The organism is Chitinophaga fulva, assembly GCF_012927205.1.
GTDB classification, from domain to species: Bacteria; Bacteroidota; Bacteroidia; order Chitinophagales; family Chitinophagaceae; genus Chitinophaga; species Chitinophaga fulva.
The window spans coordinates 494,970-509,864 of the sequence record NZ_JABBGC010000004.1 but is presented as its reverse complement, the minus strand read 5'-3'; the positions used below and the strand labels follow the sequence as shown (position 1 = coordinate 509,864).

The 14,895-nt window shown below is 48.5% G+C and carries 12 protein-coding genes; 2 read left to right on the top strand and 10 right to left on the bottom strand.

Translation table 11 applies throughout. The features are described from left to right. Positions 1–5: 5 nt before the first annotated feature. Both HHL17_RS30520 and HHL17_RS30515 read right to left on the bottom strand, forming a co-directional pair. Positions 6–1,004 (bottom strand): FecR family protein, encoded by a 999-nt coding sequence (locus HHL17_RS30520; protein ID WP_169228602.1) that lies wholly within the window; start codon positions 1,002–1,004, stop codon positions 6–8. A 105-nt stretch (positions 1,005–1,109) separates the two neighbouring features. Then, positions 1,110–1,709, bottom strand: coding sequence for an RNA polymerase sigma factor (locus HHL17_RS30515; RefSeq protein ID WP_169228601.1), 600 nt, complete (start codon positions 1,707–1,709; stop codon positions 1,110–1,112). Positions 1,710–1,951: 242 nt separating this feature from the next. On the opposite strand from HHL17_RS30515, the gene HHL17_RS30510 reads away from it, so the two are divergent. Then, the gene (locus HHL17_RS30510) at positions 1,952–2,254 is read left to right on the top strand and encodes a hypothetical protein (protein WP_169228600.1); all 303 of its coding nucleotides are present in this window, start codon (positions 1,952–1,954) and stop codon (positions 2,252–2,254) included. A gap of 91 nt (positions 2,255–2,345) precedes the next feature. On the opposite strand, the gene HHL17_RS30505 is transcribed toward HHL17_RS30510, so the two are convergent. The 6 genes from HHL17_RS30505 to HHL17_RS30480 all read right to left on the bottom strand — a co-directional run bounded on the left by HHL17_RS30505 (position 2,346) and on the right by HHL17_RS30480 (position 12,823). After that, positions 2,346–3,485 carry a glycoside hydrolase family 88/105 protein gene (locus HHL17_RS30505; RefSeq protein ID WP_317166645.1) on the bottom strand — a complete coding sequence of 380 codons (1,140 nt, stop codon included), beginning with the start codon at positions 3,483–3,485 and terminating at the stop codon, positions 2,346–2,348. A gap of 367 nt (positions 3,486–3,852) precedes the next feature. Continuing rightward, on the bottom strand, positions 3,853–4,575 hold the full coding sequence (locus HHL17_RS30500; RefSeq protein ID WP_169228599.1) for a DUF4998 domain-containing protein: 723 nt from the start codon (positions 4,573–4,575) through the stop codon (positions 3,853–3,855). A 14-nt stretch (positions 4,576–4,589) separates the two neighbouring features. After that, a complete protein-coding gene (locus HHL17_RS30495) occupies positions 4,590–5,810 on the bottom strand; it encodes a DUF5000 domain-containing lipoprotein (protein ID WP_169228598.1) in 1,221 nt (406 codons plus the stop codon). Between the two features lie 28 nt (positions 5,811–5,838). Continuing rightward, positions 5,839–7,758: a RagB/SusD family nutrient uptake outer membrane protein gene (locus HHL17_RS30490; RefSeq protein WP_169228597.1), complete on the bottom strand. Its 1,920-nt coding sequence runs from the start codon at positions 7,756–7,758 to the stop codon at positions 5,839–5,841. Positions 7,759–7,778: 20 nt separating this feature from the next. Then, positions 7,779–10,976: a SusC/RagA family TonB-linked outer membrane protein gene (locus HHL17_RS30485; protein ID WP_169228596.1), complete on the bottom strand. Its 3,198-nt coding sequence runs from the start codon at positions 10,974–10,976 to the stop codon at positions 7,779–7,781. A gap of 641 nt (positions 10,977–11,617) precedes the next feature. Then, positions 11,618–12,823 carry an aminotransferase class V-fold PLP-dependent enzyme gene (locus HHL17_RS30480; protein WP_206156226.1) on the bottom strand — a complete coding sequence of 402 codons (1,206 nt, stop codon included), beginning with the start codon at positions 12,821–12,823 and terminating at the stop codon, positions 11,618–11,620. 152 nt (positions 12,824–12,975) lie between these two features. Between HHL17_RS30480 and HHL17_RS30475 the strand changes: the two genes are divergently transcribed. After that, the gene (locus tag HHL17_RS30475) at positions 12,976–13,437 is read left to right on the top strand and encodes an Lrp/AsnC family transcriptional regulator (protein WP_169228594.1); all 462 of its coding nucleotides are present in this window, start codon (positions 12,976–12,978) and stop codon (positions 13,435–13,437) included. A gap of 2 nt (positions 13,438–13,439) precedes the next feature. Here HHL17_RS30475 and HHL17_RS30470 read toward each other — a convergent pair whose 3' ends face one another. Both HHL17_RS30470 and HHL17_RS30465 read right to left on the bottom strand, forming a co-directional pair. Further along, the gene (locus tag HHL17_RS30470; protein WP_169228593.1) at positions 13,440–13,778 is read right to left on the bottom strand and encodes a TfoX/Sxy family protein; all 339 of its coding nucleotides are present in this window, start codon (positions 13,776–13,778) and stop codon (positions 13,440–13,442) included. 95 nt (positions 13,779–13,873) lie between these two features. Next, on the bottom strand, positions 13,874–14,824 hold the full coding sequence (locus tag HHL17_RS30465) for an ankyrin repeat domain-containing protein (protein ID WP_169228592.1): 951 nt from the start codon (positions 14,822–14,824) through the stop codon (positions 13,874–13,876). Positions 14,825–14,895 lie beyond the last annotated feature (71 nt).

Below are 14,895 nucleotides of genomic sequence, written 5' to 3'. Positions count from 1 at the left end.
GGTTATTAGTGGCAATTGCCATCAACTATTACATATCCGTTTCCGTTGGCATCCTTTTTAATCCTGGCGTTCAGGGAACCGGCGATGATGGTTAATGTTTTCTGCAAATCATCTGTGGTATTAAAGTCTCCAAAGACGGGGCACTGTTCCATTTTGCTATCGGTACTGACCGGCACATCGTAAAAGCGTTGCAGGTCGTTGAGCACCGCGGACAACGGTCGTCCTTTGTAAGTAAATACGCCGGTTTGTTTCTGCCGGAAAAAGCGTGCATCGTCAGTAGCATCTATCAGTTCCAGTCCTTTGGAAGCCGCGTGATACACTGCGCTCTTGTTGGCACTGAGCACCAGTTGATGCTGCGGGTTGGTTTTACCGGTATGGGTATTTACCTGAACGCTGCCGGATACTACTACAACTTTTGCTACACCGTTGCTACGGGCTTCCATATTGAAGGAGGTGCCCAGTACAGTAGTATTGATGAGTGCAGAGGATATTACAAAGGGATGTTTGCTATCCTGCTTCACCTCAAAGAAGGCTTCACCGTTGAGTTGCAGCGTTCTGTTTTTTTTTCCAAAATTCTCGGGATAAGTGATACTGGAACTTTTTTCCAGATATACCAGAGAGCCATCAGGCAGTGTGACTGTTCTATTTTGTGTTCCACTGTTCATGACCAGTTGTTTCACCTGCAGACGTGCCAGCAGATACCAGGATGCACCTGCCAGCAGTATTACAGCGGCAGCCGCTGCTATTCTCCGTCCATACAGCGTGAACACGTTCGGCTGCGAAATACCTGCACGGCGATGTATTTTTTTCAGCAGTTGTGCAGATAATCGTTCGTCCAACAGATCTTTTATTTCGGGACCTTCTGCCTGAAAGTATTCTTTAGCTACCGCTTCCAGGTCAGACAGATCGTTTTCTTCCAGGTACTGTAGCATCCATTCCTGCTCTGTGGCAGACCAGTTCTTCGTATGTAGCAGTTGTCTGAGGTATTCCTTTCTGTTGTGCACTATCGTGACGGTTTAATTTAAATACGCAGGTTGATAAAAAGTGGGTGGGTGAATCCCGCAGAAAAAACATATTTATTTTATCCTAATTCATTTCTTATTAGAAACTTAATTGGAAGCGTTGTGACAGGTAAAGAAAAAAAGAAACAGGACGATGTATTTATGATCGCCATTGCGAAGCATATAGTCATTCAGCTTGACCATAGCAGCAGAAAGATGTTCTTTAACGGTATTGCGGGAAATATTAAGTTCGCTGGCCACTTCATCATAGGTTTTGCCTTCCAGCTTACAGCGGGTCACAATGGTCCTTTTTTTGGGAGATAACTGCGCGATGGCTTGCTCCAGGAGGCTGTACTGTTCTTCGTCCATGTTCTTCCGGTCGATCATCAGCTGATCTTCCGGTCCGAGGTCCAGCAAATTTTTGTGTAGTGCCTGCTCTTTCAGTTTCCGGCGTACCCAACTGACAGACAGATTAAAACTGATCACAAACAACCAGCCGCCGACCGATTGCGCTGCCTCTATTTCGCGGCGTTTTTCCCACAATCTGGCAAACACTTCCTGTAAGATGTCTTCTGCAACGGCAACATCTTTTACAAACTTTAGAATATTGCGGTATACGGCCTGATGATAATTCCCATATAGGCTGTCAAAAGCGCTCACGTCGCTGTCCCGGAGCCGTATAACCAATTCAGCATCTGTTGTGTTCATATCTTTTCTTTTATATAAATCATACCGTGGAATACAATTTATATGGCTAAAGAAAAAGCCAGGTTTCTCATACAATGGCCATTCATTCGACCGTATAAATTAGTAACAAATATTATTATTTAATAATTAAATTCGTATTAGATATAATTATAAATTGTTATATACGTAGTTAGAATTAATAGCAAAAAACCATTGCGAAAATACGGCGTACCTTTGGGGTGTAACCATGCAAACTATCCGATATGACAACGCAGAAAACACCCATAGGACCCCTGCGTGAAGATGATATCCAACCGGATGAAGTCATCAATCATCAACAGGAACCGGTACCTCAACGCGGTAACCAGGACGAGCAATCGCGCCGTGCAGGCACTTCCGAAGATATTCTGAATGAAGAAGAGGACGATCTCGAAATCGACGAATTAATGGAGGAAGAAGACAGAAGGGATGCCGCAGCAGAGGAGGCAGAAAAAGACAGGGAACAGGAAGAGGACGAGGATGAGGATGAGATCACTGATGAAGTAACTCATTTGAAACTTTACTGATTTTGATATTTTGTTATTGAGTGACCTGTTCAAATACCTTTCCTGACAGCGGCCCCACTCAATAACAAAATATCAAAATAACCAAGTGATATTATTTTCTGAGCAACGCCGTGGCACACCATAACACGGGCGCCTGGCCGTGCATGTCACCGGTAATACGGCCGCGGTCGAGATAATATTGCCGGTTATTCTTTTTATTGGTGCCTTCACAGACTTCCCGCACATCGGCATTTTCATCGATGTACTTCACCAGTGCCAACCAGGCTTTGCGCGCAGCAGGGCCATACGTGGCCGCATCCAGCCAACCGTTTTTCACACCGGTGATCATAGCGAAGGTAAACATACCAGTGGCAGACGTTTCAGGCCACGCCTCCGGATCATCGATCAACTGACGCCACATACCGTCCGGCGCCTGGTATTTCAGCAACGAAGCCATCATGGTTTTGTATCCTTTCATGATGCGTTCGCGGTCAGGATTGTCTTTAGGCAGGGAACGCAACAGTTCGCTCATGCCTGCGGCCATCCAGCCATCACCGCGGCCCCAGAAGTACGGTACGTCCGGCGCGTGGTAAAAAAGGCCATTGGGTTGCTGTAAGGAATCCAGATAAACCACCATCTCCTGTGCAGCGCGATTGATGTACGCTTTGTCACCGGTAGCACGGTAAGCCTGCGACTGTACAGCAGTGATCATGAACATATCGTCAATCCACATGCGTGTTTGCCAGGTAAGCCCGCGGTCTTTATAACCTTGTGATTCTGGTTTTACGTGCGGACCTTCCGGTGTGCCCCATTGTTTGTCCGCAATAGTTTTGCCCATATCGAGATAACGTTTGTCTTTTGTCTGCATATACAGCTCCAGCGGCACAGCACCGAAAACAGTATGGTCCACATGGTCAGCCTTAGGCACCAACGAGGCTTCTGTGCTGAAGAAAGGCTCAAAACGCTGCACCAGGCTCCCGGCCAGTGCTTTATCACCACTTTCCCGTGCAAACGTTAGCGCTCCATACCACGCGCAAACTTCGGGATAGGTGATTTGCTTCGGAGGCGCAGGCTTCCCGAAATTGGGATGCGGCGTGGCCACAAAACGATCGGCCACCCTTTTGCCGATTTCCCTGGGTGTACTGCCTTTCGGGAAATGCGTAAGGTCCGCGTCCCCGGATTTCTTTTGTGCTGCGGCCATTTCTGTGTTGATCACCAGCAGTGTCAACAGGCCTGCCATCATTGCTTTCATATTGTGGATTGTTTTTCTTTTCAGTGGTTTCTAACGGGAAAAGCTATACGACGAACGACGCCCCTGGTTTCCGTCAGCATGGTTTTCCAAAATACATCATCCGGGCGTAAAATGCTATCCTCGTTTATTAATATCTACTCGGAGCCCCAGGGCTAAAGCCCTGGGCTACGTTGTTGTTCAGGTTCTTTTAAGTCATAGATCCTTTCGTTTACGAAGAAACATAAGGTTGTTTTGAGATTTGATACATTTTTATATAGACGATAGCACCTATCAACGAAAGAAATTGAACAACAACGTAGCCCAGGGCTTTAGCCCTGGGAATCCGGGGATTCGGGCAAATCCCCAATTTTCCCGAAAACCGCAAACGTTATTGAACAGCCTGCGTTTCATAAGCAGTATAAAATGTGTCAATGGCAATTTTTACCGGTTTATAGGCGGTCCTGAATCTCAGGGATGTGCCTGCCTGGTAATTGGGCAACTTCAGCGATGCCCGGAACTCGAGCGGGTCACGGGGCCCAGCCGGCACACTGTCTGCCACCTGGACAATTTTAGTTTCCACGCCGGCGGTATTGGTATACAACACCTCTACACTCTGCACCTGGTTATTCACGCCAAACCACCAGATGGTCGTCTCCTTTTTGGCAGCGTCATATTTGGCGGAGCGTACCGGCCGGTTAGACAATGTAGCCACATAGGCGTCACCGTAAGCATTACCAATCACCTCCTCCCTCACGGAAGAATGGCCGGCATTGTCATAGGTATACACCTGGAACGTATAGATATTCTCCGACAGCTTATCCAGTAGCAACCGAATGGTATCGGTACCGCCTGTACGTTTTACTGCCACCTCTGTTGAATCGCTGCGCTGATTCCAGTACACGCGGCACTTGGTGATCTTCGGGTCCGATATCAGGTACCAGGACAACAACACCCTGTTTTTGCCCGGAAACACTTTCAGGGAATCCACCTTACCGGTATAAATGATCTCCCCTCCGTTCAGAAAATTCTTGTAGGTGTCGTCCATTTTGCTGCAGGCTGCCAGCAGCACTAACATAGCCCCCAACAGCCATCTGCTTTTGATAGGTTTCATGATAACTGTTTTAATTATTTTTTGATTTGTCCCCAGATAGATATCTCACTGATATGGAGATGCCCGATAATACCATCCACAGCCGCCCAACTGTCGATATGTTTCCAGGCGATATACCGTACCGCCGGTGAACCAATGGGCAGCTCATATTCCTGCCCTGCGGCGGCGGCATCAATATCTTCGTTGGAGTTCTGCCCCAGCGGCAGTCCGGAAGGCTTCTCCATGATCTGGTGGTCCAGCTTCACCCAGCTGTTCACATCTGTGGGGGTATTGGTGCCCCAGAGCTCCCATTCATGCGGATTACCGTGGTTGTAGATATATCCTGCCTGCCGCTGCCAGATCTTGTAACGGCTGATCACCGCTTTTACACCAAGATCAATCGGTACCCAGATAGGCACATCTTTGTTTTCGGTGGTATGATATCCTTCGTTGCCAATGATACCGTTCCACATGTTTTCAATAGGCCAGGACGACAGGTTGCCCGGCTCCACGATCTGCACACCCGGCGTTTTCGGTAACGGCGCCACTTGCGGTATCGGGTATTTTTTCTTCATGGCGCTTACGAACTTCGTTTTGTCCAGTTCTTCTTCGTATATGGGTGTCAGTTCAAACCGGAGGGTATCACTTTTGTTGTCCCACCGGTCTTTGATATAGATGCCGAACCGCTGTTTCACCGGCTGCAGCCCACGTACGGTGAACTTACCGGAATCCAGCCCATAATAGAAGTTGTTCACATTACGCCACTCTTTGGCAGCAGGATCATAGAGCAGGGTAACGATCACGATCTTCCCCTTGTCTTCATTGCTGAACTTCACCTGCAGTCCGCCGAAAGCTTCCGCCACATCCAGCGACTTATACACTTTCCAGATGGCCGGCGGCAAAGGTTTCACCTTTATCTGCACCGGTGTGGAAGCTACTTCCGCACGACTGACCGTGTACAGGGTAACGGTATGTTCGGCAGTATCGCCAAAACCTTCCACCCGTACCGATCTTTTGAAGTAGGAAGATTTAGCTTCTTTTTTCACCCCATTGATTTCAAACTCCGCCCTTACGTAGGACAGGTTTTGATCATCAGGAAGGGAATAGGATATCTCCGCTGCGCCTGCCATGCCTATGGCCGTCGCATTCATGACCGGATTAGGTTGTGCTTTATCGTCAGAGATAGGCCCTATGTGATCTTGTTTGCAGGCGCTACATGCAGCCAGCATACATAAGAGGATATGAAAACGTTTCATTTCAGTAAGTTTTAGCATCATAAAAAGATTACCAGCCCGGGTTCTGCACCAGGTTTTTGTTGATGATCATCTCTGCGTTTTCTATCGGCCACAGGTAGTCACGCATACCAAAGCGCTGGTTGAACAACAGCACTTCCTTGTAATAGGAAGGCGCTGCATTCTGTGTGATGTCCCATCCCTTGATGGGGTTGTTGAGGGCTACGTGCGCGGTTTTCCATCTTCTCAGGTCCCAGAAACGTTGTCCTTCAAAACACAGCTCGATGCCTCTCTCCTGCTGGATGATCTCCCGCATACCTTCTTTGGTGGTGTATTTCGTAGGGTTCTTGGAGAAGTTGGTCCATGCTTCCTCCACAGATTTGAGCCCGGCACGTGCCCTTACCTGGTTGATCCACTGGGTGGTACCGCCGCCGGGGCCATTCACTTCATTCAGTGCTTCGGAATACAGCAGGTACAGGTCTGCCAGCCGCATTTCCGGCCATGGATAGGCTACCAGCCCGTTGGCAATATTACCATCGGTGGCGGCGCTGCTTTCTATGTTCACTGTTTTCTTCACCCAGTAACCAGTCACGGAGTAGTTGCTGATACCTCTTCTGGAAGCGATTTCCGTGGCGCGGGCTTTCACGAAATACAGGGCGCTGTCTTTGTTGTAGTTCAATATCCAGTTACCGAACCATACCGCACGGTCAAAAGCCACATCGGCATAGAACCTCGGCTCACGGTCGTAATGCAGTTCCACGGTTTGCTCACCGGTTTTGATGTAGAATTTATCAGGAGCTGCAGCGGTACGTAACGTGTAACGTTTGCTGTAATCCCAATTCTTGTCTTCCGTGATAGGCACACCATTTTTGGAATAGAACATTTCGATCATCTTCAGCGTGGGCGCGATGATGCCTTTAGGTCCGGAGGTGCTGGCGCCGTTGGCGATCAGCGGCATGGACCAGCGTTGAATATCTCCTGCGGTGCTGTTGGTATTGGGCCATATTACTTCTGTATTATTCTGTTTATCGGTCATGGCTGCACGAATATCCAGCTGCGTCTGTAAAGTGTCGTTGATCTTGTAGCCGAAGTTGCCCGGGAAATGATACAGCGTGTATCCATTTGCGTGACAGAGCTCAATGGCTTCCTTACAGGCTTGTGCCGCACGGTTCCATTTTTCCGCGTTATAGTTGGGAGAGAACAGCTGTACGCCCCGGTTATCTATCATCCGGCTGTAGTCGGGGTTACCGTTGAAGAACGGGCTGGCGGCAGTCATCAGTACTTTGGCTTTCAGCGCCAGCACGATGCATTTGGTGATCCTTCCCAGCTCGGTGTTCTCTGTACCTTCCAGTTTAGCTGGCAGGAACTCGTTGCCGGCTGCTTCATCCAACAGCTGCACGATGTAGTTGATACAGGTATCTACCGGTTGACGGTATACCTGTACTTCCTCTGAACCGGCAGAAACGGGCAGGTTTTCTTTGATCAATGGAATTGGGCCATAGCAACGGAGCAGGAAGAAATGATAATATGCTTTCAGGAATTTCACTTCCGCAATCCATCTTTCGCGCTCGTACTGGCGCAGCTCCCTCACTTTGTCAATGTTGGCCAGGAACGTGTTACAGTCGCGGATGCCAATAAACAGGGAGGTACCACGGGCCGATCCGCTCCAGTAGTTGGCCAGCGGACTGGTCATACTTTGCAGCCCTTTGGCAATATTGAAATTGGTAGGGTCCACATCACGGATGGGATCATCGTACCATACTTCATCGGCGCCGTTGAAAGCCACATTATCGTTGAAATGCCCGTTTTTAGGCATGTAGGAGAAACAGGTGAACAGGTATTTCTCTGCGGAAGAGCGCAGGGTGAAAGCATTGTCGATCGTAGGCACGTTATCCGGTACCACATCGAGGTACTTGCTGCAAGAGCAGAAAGCGCCTATCCATACCAGTGCGATCAATATTTTATATCTCATGATTGAATTTTTATAAGTTATCAGAAGCCGACCATCAACCCGAAATTGACCACACGCTGAATCGGGTAACCGAGGCCTTTACCCCCCATTTCGATATCCCACAGTTTGAATTTGGAGAAAGTGATCAGGTTGGTAGCGTTGGCGTATATACGCAGATTAGACATGTGTATACGCTGTATAAGACGCTGTGGCACGGTGTAGCCCAGTTCCACCTGTTTGAGGCGGAGGAAGGCGCCGTTGCGCATGAACCAGGTACTGCTCTGGGTGCTGTTGGTGTTGAGCACAGGGCTGAGGCGGGGCCAGAGAGCGTACAGGTTGCGGTTCTCCTCAGACCAGTGGCTGTCTGCATATGCTTTCAGCAGCTGTGTTTCAGAAGTCACCGCACCGTTGTCATCTACATCGATAAAAGGCGAAGTTGCGTTTACATCGATCCAGAAGGAAGAACGGGCAGAACCCTGGAAGAAAGCGGAGAAATCCACGCCTTTGTATTTGGCGCTGAAGCCGAAGCCATAGATAATTTCCGGTGTAGTAGGATAACCGATGGGCACCATATCGCTGGGAGTGATCTGGCCGTCGCCGTTCACATCACGGAATTTGATATCGCCGCCCATGGTTTTGAAGTTGCCGAAAGCCTGTTGGGGAGAGCTTCTTACTTCTTCATCATCGATAAAGAGGCGCTCCGCGATGTATCCCCAGCGTTGGGAAATCGGGTAGCCCACATGGTAACGGTACCATTCATCATAGCGGGGCTCTTCGTAGGCCTGGAATTTATTGCGTGCGAAGGTGAAGTTACCACGCATGGTCAGGAAAAACTCTTTGCCGATGTTGGTATTGAAATCCGCCGTGAAGTCGAAAGCATTGGATTGTGCTTTGCCCACATTGGCTTTGGGCGTAGCCTGCAAGCCCATGGTCTTGGGCGTGGAAGCACGGTCCATCAGGATATTGTAACGTTGTTCCGTAAAATATTCCGCGATGATGTCCAGTTTATTGAAAAGGCTGATCTCCAGTCCGAAGGTGGAGTTCCTGGCCGTTTCCCAGGTGATGGCCTGGTTATCATAGCGGCCGATGGAGATTCCTGAACGGGAATAGCCGCCATTTACGCCAAAAGTAGCGCCTTTCTTGCTATCGTTCATGTTCACGTTGGAGAGGTAGAAAAAGCGGTCATCTTCGTTACCGATGGCATCATTACCCACGAGGCCGTAGTTCGCTCTGATCTTCAGCTTATTGACCACCCTTTCCAACGGCTTAAAGAATTTTTCGTTAGACACGAACCAGGCCGCCCCTGCGGAGGGGAAGAAGCCGTAGCGTTCTGTTTTATAGAAACGTTCGGAGCCGTTGTAGCCGAAGTTAAATTCACCGAAGAAACGGTTATCGTAGGAATAGGTGGCGCGGCCGGACAGTCCCAGGTTACGGGAGGGCAGCGATTTCTGCAACAGGTTCACAGAAGGATTGGAAATATCATCGATCGTCTGGAGGTTGTTGCGTGCAATGAAGATGAGCATGCCAGCCAGACCGTGTTTATCGAAAGTCCTGTTATAGTCAACTGCAGATTCCAGGTAGAAGGTAGAAGCCACGGTCCTTTTGCCCGGTACATAGTTCAGGTAGTCTGTACCCTGGTCAGGGTTGATGTCCCGCAATACGTAAGTGTTGTTGAGCTTATCGTAGTTGTTGGCAGCATACCAGAAGGGATTATACTGGCGGGACACATCGAAGTAAGCCTGCCGGTTGGTGTTCATCATAGCGCGGACAGACAATCCTTTCGTGATGAAAGAAGACAGGTCCTGTTTTATTTCAAACTGCGCCAGCATGAGGGAGCGGGAGTACTGTTTGTATCCCTTCACCATGTCAGCGTAGGGGTTCAGGTATTCACCGTTGTTGAAGTTGCCGAAGAGCGGGTGGGAAACGAACTGGTGGGCATCGTCCGCAGGGTAATACGCCGGGAAAAGCACCTGGTTGGACCAGATCATTTTCTGATAGAGTTTTTCGCCGCCGTCTATCGGGCCTTTATATTCATCGAAGGTGCCGTGCAGGCGTACCATCGCACTGGTGGATTTGGTAACCCGGATATTGACGTTGGAACGCAGCGTATAGGTAGTGAGATCGATGTTATTGTTGAAGTTGTTGCGGCCGTCCACGTTGAGGATGCCGTTATCTTTCGTATAGCCGCCGGACACGAAATAGGTTGCTATTTGTCCGCCGCCGCCGAGGTTGAAGTTAGCGCGTTTATTCACCGTTTGTTTTTTAAAGAGCATCTCTTTCCAGTTGGTGGTAGGGAATACGTCTTTATTGGTGCCTGCTTTGGTGTTGTCTATTTTGCTTTGCGGGTAGGTGACCGGTGCCAGTGGGTTACGGGTGAGCACTGCTTCGTTGTTCAGCTCCATATAGGTGATCGGGTCTGCCAGTTCCACGTCGCGGGTGGGGGCAGAGATGGAGTTTTCCAGGCGGAGGTTGAATTTAGCTTTGCCTTCCTTGCCTTCTTTTGTAGTGACGAGAATTACGCCGTTGGCGCCGCGGGCGCCATAGAGGGCGTTGGCCGTAGCGTCTTTCATGATAGAGAAGCTGGCGATGTCATCTGTGTTGAGGCGGGCCAGTTCCGTTACATCATATTCGATACCATCGATGAGGATGAGCGGGCTCTTTTTGTAGCCGAAGGTAGTGGCGCCGCGGATAAAGAATTCCGCGTTGTCCATGCCTGGCTCGCCGCTGCGCTGGTAGGCGATTACGCCGGCGAGGCGCCCCGCCAGTGCCGTGGTAAGATTGCTGGAAGGTACTTTCAGTTCACCCGGATTGATGGTGGTGATAGAGCCGATGACCGAAGCTTTTTTCTGTTTACCATAGGCCACGATGACCGTTTCATTCAGCTGACTGGAAGAGGCTTTTAGTTTTACGTTGATGATACCGCGGGTATTGAGCGGTATTTCCTGTGGTGTATAGCCTACCATCGTATATACGATCACGGTAGTGTTGTCCGGCACTACGAGGGTGTATCGGCCGTTCATGTCGGTAGTGGTACCGATATTGGGACTGTTTTTCACCAGTACGGTGACACCGGGCATGGGTGAACCGGAAGTATCCGTCACTTGTCCGCGGACTTCCTTTTTAAGGTCCGCTTTTTTTTCCGTGACGGCGCCCGTCTGTTGTGCAGGTGTTTTTCCCGGCAGGAGTACCAGCAATGACACCCCTATGCAACATAGGAGAAAGAGGATTCTGTTTTTCATGTGAAATTTATTTAGGCAGACCGTGGGCCATGGGCATAGGTCTCTCAGGCAGGGCACTGTAATAGCTCCTGCTGGTAATTAAACTGCTTTGGTTGATATCAGTGTTGTATTGTTTTTATTATGGTACTGGTAAATTTTCGTACATGCGTACTGGTTTTATGGTTGATAAATAGTTGTTTTATTCTGCAATCGTTTGCATTAAAATTGCCAGGAAAAGCATTACCACTGCTATCTTCCTGATCAGATTGGCAGTAGTTAACCATTTGAAATGCAATCGTTTGCATTAAAATAGCAGTAAAAACATCTTTAGTCAGTCATCATTTGTCGGCAAAAAAATCAGTGGAAACGTGGTCGTCTTCAGGATTTCATAACGCTCGTCAGTACAAGGATCAGCTTTAGTTTCAGTTAGTGGAAATACAGTTCTGTTTTGATTTTACAGCACTTTTCGGGAGTCACGGTTTTCTGCTTCCTGTTCGCTCAAGGTCTTTAAATTTCGGTTGAATCTTATAGCAAATATGGAGAAAAATAGTATAGGTTGTTCATTTGATTTTAACAAAGACGCATACTTTTTTCGCTGTGAGGGTAAAACATACGCTTAATAAAAAAAGAGGTGTCCCTTTTTCTGAGACACCTCCTATCGTTTATATGATTTCCTTTAATGACTCAATGAAAAAGTCTATCTCATCTACGGTATTATAGTAATGCGGCGAAGCCCTCACCGCCCATTTCACACCTTTCTCATCAAAGTCCAGCACCCCAAAGGCGCGGTAGCTGGGCACTACATTGATCTTTCTTTGTAACAGCTCCTTCACGATATGCACGGGATCATTGCCTGCCACATGAAAGGTCACCAGTCCGCCTCTTTCCGGTCCACGGTCCAATACCCTTACCTTGTCGAGCGCAGCTAACTTTTCCCTTGTCAATGCAGCCATGAACCGCACCTGCTGCCAGATACGTTCTTCTCCGATATGTAAGCAATATTCAATCGCCGCTTTGGTACCTATCACCGTGGAGTAAGCAAACTCCCAGTCCTCAAACCGTTTGGCATCGGGCTGTTGTTGGTAAGTATCTTTCTCCGTCCATTCAGCGCCCCGCATATCGATGAACATCGGCTCCAGGCCAGCCTGCAAAGCCCTGTCACTAATATAGAGCGCGCCGGTGCCACGGGGCCCTCTCAGGAACTTACGGCAGGTCATGCTCAGAAAATCGCATTGCAATGTTTTTACATCCAGCTTCATTTGTCCGGCGCTCTGGCAGGCATCCAGTATGTACCAGGTTTTACCGGGATGTGTTTTTGAATAACTGTCGTAAATAGCGGCGATATCTTCCACAGGCTGCACCAGTCCGGAATTGGTGGGGATATGTGTAATCGCCAGCAGCCGGGGCTGGAGGCGGTGCAGCTTTTCCTGCAGATCGTCCAGGTCCACCCCACCGATAGCCGCATTGTTAATATGAACAATCCTGACGCCTATTCTTTTCTGCAAGGAAAGGAACTGGATCTGATTAGACACGAAATCATCGCGGTCTGTCAGTATCACATCGTCTTTTTCAAAAGGAATAGCCGACAAGGCCCTGGTATAGGCATCCGTGGCGCTGGCCGTAAACGCAATATTGGAGGGTTTGCAGTTCAGCAACAGCGCACATTGCTGATAAAAAGCCTTGATAGCTTCCGCTTGTAAAGCCGCGGCTTCATAGCCGCCGATGCGGGATTCCAGCGTGAGATGGTCCAGCTGCACCTGTGTCACCACATCGGGCATCAGGCCAGCCCCTGCGTTGTTCAGGTGCACTACATGCCTGGTACCGGTAGTCTCCTCTCTGAACCGATGTATTTCTTCTTGTGAAAACATAGTATCGACCGGGGTTTGAATAGATAAAACAGACGTCATGGCATTATTGTTTTTCTCTATGCAAAAATACCTGCGCATTCGTGACTAATTTCCGCATTATCTATCCATAACCGGCATATTTTACCTATTTTCCTATTATAAACGGGTAAATTATGTTTCAACTGGATGATTACGATAAAGCCCTGCTCCGCCTGTTACAGCAAAACAACCGGCTCACCACGGAGCAGCTTGCCGAAGAGGTGAACCTGAGCCAGAGCGCCGTACAACGGCGGCTGACAAAGCTCCGTAATGAAAAAGTCATCGAAGCCGATGTGGCCATCGTTTCTCCCCTGGCGGCAGGCGTAGGTATTACTTGTGTAGTGGACGTGGTATTACATGAAGGCAGCTCTAAGTCAATAGACAAATTCAAGGCCGCCATGAAAAACTGCGCCGAGGTGGCGCAGTGTTATTATGTTACCGGTACATATGATTTTGTGCTCATCGTGCATACCCGGGATATGGCGCATTTTGAGGCTTTCTCCAAAAAACATCTCATGGATAATCAAAACCTGAAACATTTCTATACGCACGTAGTGATGGACAAAGTGAAGGTGAGCTACAACGTGCCGCTTTAGCACTACAGCTTTGTTTTGCCGCGTCTTCCGGCAGCCATCCCCTGCTTGGCCCATTTACGCATTTCCTTCTCATCGGTATAGGCCGATTCCGGCGCACTGCGGTAAGGTTCATACGTAGGCGTTCCATCTTTCTTCGCGCCCCGCAACCATTCGCTGCCAGCAGCATCCCATACCAGGTCGCTTTCATCATCTGTCCGGAACCAAAGCTGCTCTCCCGCCACATAAGCGAAGAGAACACCTTCCAGATAAATAGCCTGTCCCTGCATAATTGGCCGCGTGCTGATAGGGCCAATAGGCTGTATACATTTTCTCACCCAGGAGATCAGTTGTTCTTCGTTCATGGTGCGAAGGTAAGAAAAGTTCGGAGGATGGTTAAGAAGGTGGCGGGCATCAGGCATATTGCAAAGATTTTCTTACCCGGACACACTCAGCAATCTCAACAATACAACGCCATGTTCTTCACATGTGATATGAGTGCTGTTTGTTGTGCGCACCAATCAACAATCCTATTGGTAATACGGTCGTAAAGGTCATCATCGGTGTAGGGTCGACCTTTTGATGATAATTTATCCAGGTCTTCATCTATTCCTGCGATAATCTCTCTTTCAAAGCCGCTTTCCTCAGTCAGATATTTTCTTAAATACGCCACCAATATACCGTGACAATTCTCATGGAAATTACCATTACCATTCCTTTGCGCCTCATCCCTTAACTTTTCAACAGCTCTTAACAACTCCCCCTGGACTGTTTCTGCCTGCCCGGATTTCGGTACCAGCTTTTGCCAGATTAGCTTCGCCGTTTCAAAATAGTTCCCTTTGTTAACGCTGTGATGTATATACGCAATATCCAGCGACGGCAACGTTTTCTTCTCCACAGACACTTCCACCGCTGCCGGCACAATGTCCTGTCCTCCCAGAAAAGCATTAAACTTTTCCGCATTCCAGGACGAGCCTACCTTAATTACCCGATCAGTGATTTTTGCGCCCTGGCCAACTAAATAAACAGCGCACGGAATCGGGTCAGAAAAAACATTGGTAAAAATCTTTGCAAGCGGGGTTAGTCCGTATTTGTCCTGTTGTTCCAGTTCGGCGCCTGCTTCGATCAATAACCTGATGCTTTCCAGGCGACGCTGTGCACAAGCTTCCAAAAGTGCTGACTCCATTATTTTACCGGGCATTTTAAAATCCACATCTTCCACCTCATTGATAATTCGCTTTAAGGTCTCCACCCGTCCTAAGTAAGCGGCAATAATCAGTGGTGTTTCTCCGGTATCACTTACTACATTGACACCTATTTCTTCTAAAATAGCCCATGCTTTTTCCTCATTGATCTTTTTTCCGTCGTACCCAAGGTGGTTTTTGAATGTGTCCAGTTTCTTTTTAGACATACCTTTCTGTTATTATATAGGTTACAATCGAAGTGAGCTAAAGTTATAAAGTAAATAATAAAAGGAGAATA